General features: G+C 71.2%; 8 protein-coding genes and 1 pseudogene. 5 read left to right on the top strand and 4 right to left on the bottom strand.

Annotated features, from left to right (window positions below; genetic code table 11):
• Together JWQ92_RS13315 and JWQ92_RS13320 are read left to right on the top strand one after the other, a co-directional pair.
• A pseudogene (locus JWQ92_RS13315) lies at positions 1-1626 on the top strand (DNA-directed RNA polymerase subunit beta'); the annotation flags it as partial.
• Between the two features lie 360 nt (positions 1627-1986).
• Positions 1987-2391 (top strand): hypothetical protein, encoded by a 405-nt coding sequence (locus JWQ92_RS13320; RefSeq protein WP_297344944.1) that lies wholly within the window; start codon positions 1987-1989, stop codon positions 2389-2391.
• A 46-nt stretch (positions 2392-2437) separates the two neighbouring features.
• Here JWQ92_RS13320 and JWQ92_RS13325 read toward each other — a convergent pair whose 3' ends face one another.
• From JWQ92_RS13325 to JWQ92_RS13340, 4 genes are read right to left on the bottom strand one after another with little or no spacing between them, the layout of a single operon-like run.
• The gene (locus tag JWQ92_RS13325; RefSeq protein WP_297344945.1) at positions 2438-2842 is read right to left on the bottom strand and encodes a flagellar assembly protein FliW; all 405 of its coding nucleotides are present in this window, start codon (positions 2840-2842) and stop codon (positions 2438-2440) included.
• Entirely contained in the window at positions 2839-3741 is a 903-nt protein-coding gene (gene flgL / locus JWQ92_RS13330; RefSeq protein ID WP_297344946.1) for a flagellar hook-associated protein FlgL, read from the bottom strand. The genes JWQ92_RS13325 and flgL overlap by 4 nt, the downstream gene beginning before the upstream one ends.
• Before the next feature lie 4 nt (positions 3742-3745).
• Positions 3746-5167: a flagellar hook-associated protein FlgK gene (flgK, locus tag JWQ92_RS13335; protein ID WP_297344947.1), complete on the bottom strand. Its 1422-nt coding sequence runs from the start codon at positions 5165-5167 to the stop codon at positions 3746-3748.
• Between the two features lie 2 nt (positions 5168-5169).
• Entirely contained in the window at positions 5170-5661 is a 492-nt protein-coding gene (locus tag JWQ92_RS13340; protein ID WP_297344948.1) for a flagellar protein FlgN, read from the bottom strand.
• Between the two features lie 271 nt (positions 5662-5932).
• On the opposite strand from JWQ92_RS13340, the gene JWQ92_RS13345 reads away from it, so the two are divergent.
• From JWQ92_RS13345 to JWQ92_RS13355, 3 genes are all read left to right on the top strand, one after another.
• A complete protein-coding gene (locus JWQ92_RS13345; RefSeq protein ID WP_297344949.1) occupies positions 5933-6748 on the top strand; it encodes a sigma-70 family RNA polymerase sigma factor in 816 nt (271 codons plus the stop codon).
• Between the two features lie 133 nt (positions 6749-6881).
• Positions 6882-7997: a flagellin gene (locus tag JWQ92_RS13350; protein ID WP_297344950.1), complete on the top strand. Its 1116-nt coding sequence runs from the start codon at positions 6882-6884 to the stop codon at positions 7995-7997.
• A 100-nt stretch (positions 7998-8097) separates the two neighbouring features.
• Positions 8098-9094, top strand: a 997-nt coding sequence (locus JWQ92_RS13355) for a flagellar cap protein FliD N-terminal domain-containing protein (RefSeq protein ID WP_297344951.1), incomplete at its 3' end; no start/stop codon positions are given.

A 9094-nucleotide genomic window follows, 5' to 3' on the forward strand; every position in this document is an offset into this window, starting at 1 on the left:
CAGACCCAGTACGAGACGGGCCTCACGACCGACGCCGAGCGTCGTCAGGAGCTCATCGAGATCTGGAACCGCGCCACGGCGGAGGTTGCGAAGGCGATGGAGGACAACCTCCCCGTCAGCAACAACATCTACCGCATGGTGTCCTCCGGGGCTCGAGGCAACTGGATGCAGGTGCGTCAGATCGCCGGTATGCGTGGCCTCGTGTCGAACCCGAAGGGCGAGATCATCCCTCGCCCGATCGTGCACTCGTACCGCGAGGGCCTGACGGTGGCGGAGTACTTCATCTCCACCCACGGCGCCCGCAAGGGCCTGGCCGACACCGCGCTCCGCACGGCGGACTCCGGGTACCTCACCCGGCGCCTCGTGGACGTGAGCCAGGACGTCATCATCCGCGAGGAGGACTGCGGGACCAACCGTGGCCTCGACCTCTCCACCAGCGAGAACGTCGAGAACTCGGTCTACGGGCGCACGCTCGCGACCGACGTGGTCGACGCCTCGGGTGAGGTGCTCGCCGCGGCCGGCGACGACGTGGGCGACGTGCTCATCGCGAAGCTCGTCGAGGCGGGGATCGAGCACATCAAGGTGCGCTCGGTCCTGACCTGCGAGTCCGCGGTCGGCGTCTGCGCCGCCTGCTACGGCCGCTCGCTCGCCACGGGCAAGCTCGTCGACATCGGCGAGGCCGTGGGCATCATCGCGGCCCAGTCGATCGGTGAGCCGGGCACCCAGCTCACGATGCGCACCTTCCACACGGGTGGTGTGGCGTCGGCCGACGACATCACGCAGGGTCTGCCCCGCGTGCAGGAGCTCTTCGAGGCTCGCACCCCGAAGAGCGCGTCGCCGATCGCCGAGGCGGCCGGTGTCGTCACCATCGAGGACTCGGACCGTCAGCGGAAGCTGATCCTGACCCCCGACAACGGTGACGAGCCCCACGCCTACCCGGTGCTCAAGCGGGCCACCCTCCTCATCGAGGACGGCCAGCGCGTCGAGCTCGGTCAGCAGCTGCACGTCGGCTCCGTGGACCCGAAGGAGGTGCTGCGCGTCAAGGGCGTCCGCGCCGTGCAGCAGCATCTCGTCGACGGCGTCCAGGGCGTCTACCGCAGCCAGGGCGTGCCGATCCACGACAAGCACATCGAGGTCATCGTGCGGCAGATGCTGCGCAAGGTGACCGTGGTCGACCACGGCGACACCGACCTGCTCCCGGGCGAGCTCGTGGACCGGTCGCGCTACCAGGACGTCAACCGTGCCGCGCTCGCCGAGGGTCGCAAGACCGCCTCGGCCCGCCAGGAGGTCATGGGCATCACCAAGGCCTCCCTCGCGACCGAGTCGTGGCTCTCGGCGGCCTCCTTCCAGGAGACCACCCGGGTGCTCACCCAGGCGGCGATGGACGGCAAGTCCGACCCGCTGCTCGGCCTCAAGGAGAACGTGATCATCGGCAAGCTGATCCCGGCGGGCACCGGCCTCCCGAGGTATCGGGACGTGAAGGTGGAGCCCACGGAGGAGGCGAAGGCCGAGCGGTATCCGCTCCGGTCCTTCGGCGACGACACGGTGTTCAACGACGCCGACCTGTCGTTCGTCGACTTCGACTCGTTCTCGAGCGACGACTACACCCCCGGCACCTACAACTGACGCCCTGAGGCGCTGTAGGACCTGAACGAAGGGCCCGTTCCCGCGAGGGGGCGGGCCCTTCGCCGTCGGGCCCCTGCCGTCGGTTGCCGCTTTCGCCCCCTTCAGCGCCCGTGAAGGGGGCGAAAGCGGCAACTCACCGCGTTGGGATGGCACCCGGACGGGGGATGGAGGGGGCGGCTCCCCGTCGGTAGCGTGAGAGAGCACCGGCCACCCAACCGGTGCTTGTCGTGTCCCCCACGACGATCGCTTCCGCACCCAACGGATCCCCCCAGTGACCACGCACCCCTCCGTGGTCGAGGCCGTCTCCCCGAACGCGCCCCGGCCCTCCCTGCCCACCCCCACCCGACGGGGGGACCGCTGATGCTGCGTCCCTACCGCCTCGAGCGTGAGCTCGACCGCGCCGTCGCCCAATGGCTCGCCTGGCTGCCCCGCTGGGACCCGTCGGCGATGCGCAAGCGCGACCGCCTCTGCCCCGTCTGCCCCGTGTGGGCCGCCGAGCTGGGGCTCGACGACGTGCCGCACGGCGTGCTGCACGCCCTCACCGTCTCCATCGACGGGCTCATCACCGAGCACATCCGCCGATCCCTCTCCCTCGAGCCGTTCCTGCCCCAGGACCACGTCGACGCGATGCGCACGCAGCTGCGGGTCGACGCGACCGCGTGGATCACCCGGCAGAAGCCCGTGATCCTCCGCACGCTCGACGCCTACGTCGAGCCGAAGGTGCAGCACATGGCGGCCCTGCTGCTGCAGGAGCTCGCCGGCTGACGCGGCCCTCTGGCCGTCCGCAGCAGCCGCAGATCGCGGCGGGGGCTCAGTCCTCGGGCGGGACGAGCTCGGCCTGCAGCGGCCAGTCCGCGCCGTCCAGGATGACCTGGGCGGCGGTGTGGGTGACCGGATGCACGAGGATCGGCGCGAGCAGGTTCACGACCGGTGCCCCGTCCGAGAGCGTCGCGACGACGTAGACGTCCACCTGCCCCGGGTCGTCGGCGCCGAGCGGCGCGAGATGCTCGTCCGTCAGCTGCGGCTGGTACTCGGGCACGAAGAACGCCGGATCGAGCAGGAACAGGCGCAGGTCGGCACCGACCGTGTCGCGCATGGCGTACAGGCCGAGCGCCCCTTCGACCTCGTCGAGCTCGAACTCGACCACGGGGGAGAGGCCGGGCGGCGGCGCCGTGAAGACGAGGCGGCCGGCACGGGACAGGGTGTTCGTGATCATTGCAGGAAGCTCATCAGGGTCGGTTGGATGGACTGCGCGGCGACCTGGAGCGCCGTCTGGTAGGCGAGCTCCTGGGTCTTGAGATCGAGCAGCACCGTGGTGGTGTCCGCGTCCTCGATACCCGATCGCTGGGTCTCCAGCGTCACGGACTCGTTCGCGTTGGCGGACTTGGCGGCGGTGACGCGAGCATAGTTCGCACCCACCGTGGCGTGCGTGGCGCTCATCTGGGCGAGGCCTCCCTGGAGGGCCGTGAGGCCCGTCGTGATGGCCGAGTCGCTCGCACCGGTCGTGTCGCGCAGCGCGGCCGAGATCGCGTCGATCGTCTGGAACACGGACGGCGAACCGGCGGTGCCGGCGCCGAACGCTGCGGCTCCGTCGGCGCTCACGGGCACCGTCTCGGTGCCACTGATGCGGCGCTGCACCGTCGTGCCGGCCGTGCCGGCGAACGCGCCGCTCGGGGCGAAGGCCGAGGCGGTGTCCGAGGAGCCCGCGAACACCGACCGGCCGAGGTACTTCGTGTTCGCCTGGTTCAGCAGGTCGGCGCGTACGCCGTCGAGCTGGTTGGCGAGCGCGACACGGGCGGAGGCGGACAGCCCGCCGGTGCTCGCGCCCTGCGTGGTGAGGTCGACAGCCTGGCGCACCAGGTTCTCGGACGACGTGAGCGTCGAGTCGACGGTCGACAGCCACGCGTTCGCGTCGTCGAGGTTCGTCGAGTACTGGGTGTTCGCGCGCTGCTGCGCGCGCACCTTCATGGCGGCGGCGGTGCCCGCGGGATCGTCCGACGGTTTCGCGAGCGCGACTCCCGACGACGACTGCTGCTGCAGCTGCGAGAGCCGTGCCTTGGCGGCGGCGATGTTCTGCGCTGATCCGTAGGCGATCTGCGAGCTGGTGATGCGCATCGGCTCAGCCGACCAGTCCGGTGTGGTTGATCAGGGTGTCGAGCATCGAGTCGATCGTCGTCATCACGCGGGCGGCCGCCTGGTAGGCGTGCTGGAAGGTGACGAGGTTGGAGGTCTCCTCGTCGAGGTCCACGCCGCTCTGCGAGGTCTGCGCGGTGGTCGCGGCCGAGGCGGCGGATGCGGCGATGGTGGACTGCGTCGTCGCGTTCTTCGACTGCACACCGATGTTCGAGACGAAGGTCGCCCAGGTCGTGTCGGGGGATCCCGCACCCCCGCCGAGCTGGGACACGGCGTCGGCGACGGCGCCGTCGGCGGATCCCGCGGCGCTGTTGATGGCGATGCCCGCCGCCGAGGTCGGCACGACCGTCAGCGACGTGGCCGCCGGTCCGGCGCCGAGGGCGAAGAACGGGGAGCCCTGGTTCCCCGACGGGGTGGTGCCGGACGCGAGCGCGCCGTTCACCGAGGTGGCGAGCTTCGTCGCGAGGTCGTTGTAGACCTGCGCGGTCTCCGCGTAGATGCCGCCGCTGCCGCCGGACGGGCCGGCCAGCGTCGCGAGCTGCGCGGCGACCGATCCGCCGTCCACGGTCGCCGGTGATCCGGTGTCGGTCCAGGTGAGGTGGACCGGAGCGCTGCCGGCGGCGGTCATGTCGCTCGTCCCGGCGATCGCGAGCGAGCGGGCGGTGGTCTCGGCGACGAGGGTGCTGCCGCCGACGTACACGTCCATCGTGCCGTCCGCGTTCTGCCTACTGGTCGCCCCGGTCAGCTGCGCCAGCGAGGTGAGCGCGACGTCGCGCTGGTCCATCATCTCGTTCGCATTCCCGCCGGCGGTCGTCGTCTGCAGGATCGCCTTGTTCAGGGACGCGATCTGCTTGGCCGCGCTGTTGATGGTCGTCACCGCGTTCGCCGTCGCGGTGCGCTGGTCGCTCCACGCGTTCTTCGCCGCGGTGTAGCCGGTCGAGATGCGGGACGCGACCAGCTGCCCCTGGGCGATGAGCACGCTCGCCTGCCCGGAGGCCGTGGTGGACCCGGCGCTGTTCGCCATGTTCTGCCAGTCGGCCCAGAAGTCGTTCATCGTCGACGAGAGGCCGCTGGCGCCGGGCTCGTTCAGCGACGTCTCGACGGAGGAGACGGCCGACGACGCGGTGTCCCAGTACCCGCTGGTCGAGGCGGTGCCGCGGACGCGGGCGTCGACCAGCGAGTCGTTCAGGCGGGCGATGCCCGTGACGGTGACGCCTGCGCCGATCTGCGCGCCCTTGCTGAACAGGGCCGGGGTCTGCGTGCCGGGGACCGAGGCCTGCTCGACCCGCTGCCGGGTGTAACCCTCGGTGCCGACGTTGGCGATGTTCTGGCCGGTGACGTCGATCGCCGCCCGCGCGGCGGCGAGGCCGCTGTACGCGGTGTTGAGGGTGCCGAAGGTGCTCGCCACGCTCAGCCCTGCCGGTCGAACAGGTGGGCGAACGCGCCGGCGGTGCTGTGCGTCCCGCGACCCGTGTAGACGCCCACCGGCTCGGCCGCGCCGACCGTGGCGAGCGTCTCCTGGGTGGCCCGCGTCGCAGCCCGGAGGTAGGTGAGGTTGGTGTCGCGCACGTCGGCGATCTGCGCGGTCAGCGCGGTCAGCGCGGTGAGGTGGGACTGCAGGATGTCCCGCCACACGTCGTTCGGAGCGTGCTCGACGAGCTGCCGCAGCGTCGCGTCCTCGCCCAGTCCCCATTCCACGGCGACCGTGGAGGCCTCGACGGTGCGCTCGATCCCGGCGGTGCGGAGGCGCGCGAGCACGGCCTCGACCTCGCGGGTGGCGTGGTGCAGCCACTTCGAGCGGCCGGCGGTGAGCAGCAGCTGCTCCTCCTCGAGCTTGAAGACGAGCAGCTCGAGCAGCTCGCGCTCACGCCAGAGCAGCGTCGAGAGGTCGTTGGCACTCACGGCCCGCTCCTTCCCGCGCCGAACGGACGGCGCGACTCCCACTCTCGGACCATCGACGCCATATGTAAGGAACGGCGCGCGGCATCCGAGGGGACGGGCCGGAGCATAGGGCGTCCCTGGCCGGATCCCGGGAGGCGCGGACGTCCCCGAACTGGGGGTACGCGGGGGATCCGGCGCGGCCCGTGGCGCTCCCCCGCCCGGGGGGCGCCCGCCCATACGCTCGCGACCGCGGCACGCCCTTTCCGCGTGCACGGGAGCCCCTGGGGGACTGATGACGGCACGTGAGCAGCGCGACCGCCTGGTGCGCGAGAACCTCGCGATCGTCGGCTATCTCGTGAACGAGGTGGCCCGACGGGCGACGCACCTCTCGCGCGACGAGCTCGCCTCGGCCGGCTCGCTCGGCCTGCTGATGGCGGCGGAGACCTTCGACCCCGCGCAGGGTGTCCCGTTCGGCGCCTTCGCGAGGCGCCGCGTGCTCGGCGCGATCGCCGACGAGATGCGGGCCGCCGACTGGGCGAGCCGCGCGACGCGCAAGCGCATCCGGGAGTCCCTGCGCGTGCAGGAGACGCTGACCCAGGCGCTCGGGCGCACCCCGACCGTCGACGAGGTGGCGGAGTCGCTCGGCGTCGACCGCAAGGCGGCCGCCGAGGCGCTCGCCGACGCGTCCCGCAGCGTGGCGAGCCTGGACGAGACGATGGGTGATCTCGTCGCCTCCGAGATCGCGAACCCCGAGGACGCGATGCTCGACACGGAGCGCACGCGCTACGTGAGCGCGGCCGTGACGGCCCTGCCCGAGCGGATGCGGTACATCGTCGAGCAGATCTACTTCCACGACCGCAGCGTCAACGAGCTGGCGGAGGAGCTGGGGCTCACCCACTCGGCGGTGTCGCAGCAGCGCTCGGAGGCCGTGCGCCTCATGCGCGACGGCCTCGAGGCCCACTACGCCGACGCGGCGCCTGCCGAGCAGCACTCCCGGGTGGCTCCGGCGCGTCGCGCCGCCTACCTCGCGCGGCTCGCGGAGACTGCGACCGCAGGCATGACGCCGGGCGTCGCAGCCCGCTTCGACTTCTCGCGAGCCGTGTCCTAGGACACGTCGCGCCGGTGGACGTCCCCACTTCGGGGCGACCGCTTACAGCCCCGGCCGGAACGCCGATAGGTGTTCGCGTCGGACCACGGATGGACCGGAACACAACGCCAATCCCACGATCACGGAGGAACTAATGGGATTCTCAGTCAACACCAACCTTGATGCGCTCAACACGTACAAGAACCTGCAGAACACGCAGAACTCGCTGTCCAACTCGCTCGCGAAGCTGTCCAGCGGTCTGCGGATCAACAACGCCGGCGACGACGCCGCCGGCCTGACCATCGCCACCACCCTGGGTTCGCAGGTGTCCGGCCTCCAGCAGGCCAGCCGCAACGCCCAGGACGGCACCTCGGTCGTGCAGACCGCGGACGGTGCGCTCAGCCAGGCGCAGTCGCTCCTCGGCCGGCTCCGCGACCTCGCGGTCCAGGCCGCGAACGACTCGAACAGCACGAGCGCCCGCACGGCGATCGGCACCGAGGCGACGAGCATCAAGTCGGAGCTCACCCGTCTCGGCCAGTCCACCAACTTCAACGGGAAGACCCTGCTTGACGGCACCGCCGGCTCGCTGGCCTTCCAGGTGGGCGCCGATGGCAACGCGCAGAGCCAGATCAACGTCAGCCTCAGCGGCGCCGGCTTCGACCTCACGTCGGTCGCCACGGCGCTCGGCTCGACGTCGACCGGCACCTATGCGGTGACCCCGGGCAGCCTCACGGCGACCGCGTACACCTTCAAGACCGGCAACACGAGTGTCGCCGTGACGCTGGGTACCGCCCCGACCACCACGCAGGGCCTCGCGGATGCGCTGAACGCCAACTCGGAGTTCGCGAATGCGTTCTCCGCCACGGCGGACGCCAGCAACAACCTCATCGTCGCGTCGAAGCTCGGCACGGCGATGGCGACCACGGCGCCCGGCGCCGGCGTCGTCGCCGGCTCGGTCAGCGCTGCCACGGTGCAGTTCGACACGGCTGCGCACGCGCAGTCCGCCATCGCGGCGATCGACACGCAGATCTCGAACGTCTCGTCCGCCCGGTCGACGATCGGTGCGCTCGAGAACCGGTTCGCGTCGGCGATCTCCAACATCTCCACGTCGGTCACCAACCTGACCGCCGCGAAGAGCCGGATCACCGACGTCGACATGGCGTCGGAGATGGTCAACTACAGCCGCGCGAACATCCTGGCCCAGTCGGGTACGGCGATGCTCGCTCAGGCGAACCAGGCGCCCCAGCTGGCGCTGAAGCTGCTCGGCTGATCCCGACGCAGCATCGACCGGATGGCGCGGGGGCGGCGACGCTCCCGCGCCATTCGGGCGGAACCGGCACTCCCGGTCCTGAGATCCCTGGAGGTGCAGGATGACGACGAGCAGCACAGGCGCGTCGCTCAGCACCACGTCGACGTCCGGGCTCGGCCTCTCCGGCCTGTCGAGCGGGCTCGACACGAGCGGCATCATCACGAAGCTGATGGCGATCGAGTCGCAGCCGCAGACGCAGCTGCAGAACCAGCTCTCGAACGTCACCACCTACCGCAGCGCCCTGCAGTCCGTGAACACGCAGCTCGCCGCCATCGCGACGGCCGCGAAGACCGCGTCGACCGCGGGGGCGCTCGCCGCCTTCACCGTGTCGAGCGACACGAGCGGGATCAGCGCCGCCGCTGACGCGACCGCGACCGCGGGCAGCGTGAGCTTCACCGTCGGCAGCATCGCCACCGCGCAGGTGTCCGTCAGCGGCGCCATGTCCGCGTGGCCCGACACCTCGTCCGCGACGCCGCCCATCACGATCACCACCGGCAGCGGCTCGACCGCCAAGAGCACCACCGTCCACGCGCTGTCCTCGAACCTCGACGACGTCGTCGCGGCGATCAACGGCGGAGGCACCGGGGTGACGGCGACCAAGATCGCCGCCGGCACCGACACGAACGGCGTCGCCCAGTACCGCCTGCAGCTCCGCTCCGCGAGCACGGGGGCGGCCGGGGCCTTCTCCGTCGCCGAGGGCGAGGACGCCACCGCGGCGGCACTCCCGACCACCACCGTCGCGGACCCCCACGACGCGAGCATCACCCTGTACGGCGGCACCGGTGCCGAGCAGACGATCTCCTCGAGCAGCAACACGTTCACCGGCCTCATGACCGGCGTGAACGTCACCGTGTCGGCGAAGACGACCTCGCCCGCCACGATCACGGTGAACCCGGACTCGAGCAAGGCCGCGACGACGGCCTCGACCCTGACCGGCAACCTCATCGCCCTGTTCTCGACGATCGCCACCGACTCCGCCGTCTCCACGAGCTCGAGCACGAGCGGCGGCACCAGCAGCACGTCCACGACGGGGTCCGTGTTCACCGGCGACACGGGGA

The sequence above is a fragment of the Amnibacterium sp. genome (assembly GCF_025463795.1).
Classification (GTDB): domain Bacteria; phylum Actinomycetota; class Actinomycetes; order Actinomycetales; family Microbacteriaceae; genus Amnibacterium.

What these genes read in the sequence shown, in the direction of transcription:
- JWQ92_RS13320 (WP_297344944.1), top strand. Translation starts at nt 1,987, where the DNA reads ATGCTGCGTCCCTACCGCCTCGAGCGTGAGCTCGACCGCGCCGTCGCC.
- JWQ92_RS13325 (WP_297344945.1), bottom strand. Translation starts at nt 2,842, where the DNA reads ATGATCACGAACACCCTGTCCCGTGCCGGCCGCCTCGTCTTCACGGCG.
- flgL (WP_297344946.1), bottom strand. Translation starts at nt 3,741, where the DNA reads ATGCGCATCACCAGCTCGCAGATCGCCTACGGATCAGCGCAGAACATC.
- JWQ92_RS13345 (WP_297344949.1), top strand. Translation starts at nt 5,933, where the DNA reads ATGACGGCACGTGAGCAGCGCGACCGCCTGGTGCGCGAGAACCTCGCG.
- JWQ92_RS13350 (WP_297344950.1), top strand. Translation starts at nt 6,882, where the DNA reads ATGGGATTCTCAGTCAACACCAACCTTGATGCGCTCAACACGTACAAG.